This window comes from Pseudomonas sp. NY11955 (assembly GCF_048068035.1).
Classification (GTDB): Bacteria; Pseudomonadota; Gammaproteobacteria; order Pseudomonadales; family Pseudomonadaceae; genus Aquipseudomonas.
The window spans coordinates 1-463 of the sequence record NZ_JBLUPS010000053.1; the positions used below are offsets into that span (position 1 = coordinate 1).

The following is a 463-nucleotide window of genomic DNA, read 5'->3' on the forward strand; positions in this document are numbered from 1 at the left end:
CAAGATCTGGTTCGCCCGTAACTACAAGGCGCACAAGCCCAACACCGTGCTGCTGGACAACGCCCTGGCGACCATGGGCGCCGGCCTGCCTTCGGCCATGGCGGCGCACCTCGTGCACCCGGACCGCCCGGTGATTTCGGTGTGCGGCGACGGCGGCTTCATGATGAACAGCCAGGAGCTGGAAACCGCGGTACGTCTGGGCATGCACATCACCGTGGTGATCCTGCGTGACGACGGCTACGGGATGATCCGCTGGAAGCAGGCCAACATGGGCTTCACCGATTTCGGCCTGGACTACGGCAACCCGGACTTCGTCAAGTACGCCGAAGCCTACGGTGCCAATGGCCACCGCGTGGAAAGCGCCGAAGGCCTGCTGCCGCTGCTGGAGCACTGCATCAAGACCCCGGGCGTGCACGTGATCGACTGCCCGGTCGATTACAGCGAGAACGACCGCATCCTCAAC

General features: G+C 64.4%; 1 protein-coding gene. It reads left to right on the forward strand.

Annotation, left to right across the window (positions count from 1 at the left end):
- Positions 1-463: thiamine pyrophosphate-dependent enzyme (locus ACNFBR_RS29265; RefSeq protein WP_416737881.1), on the forward strand; the 463-nt coding region annotated here is incomplete at both ends.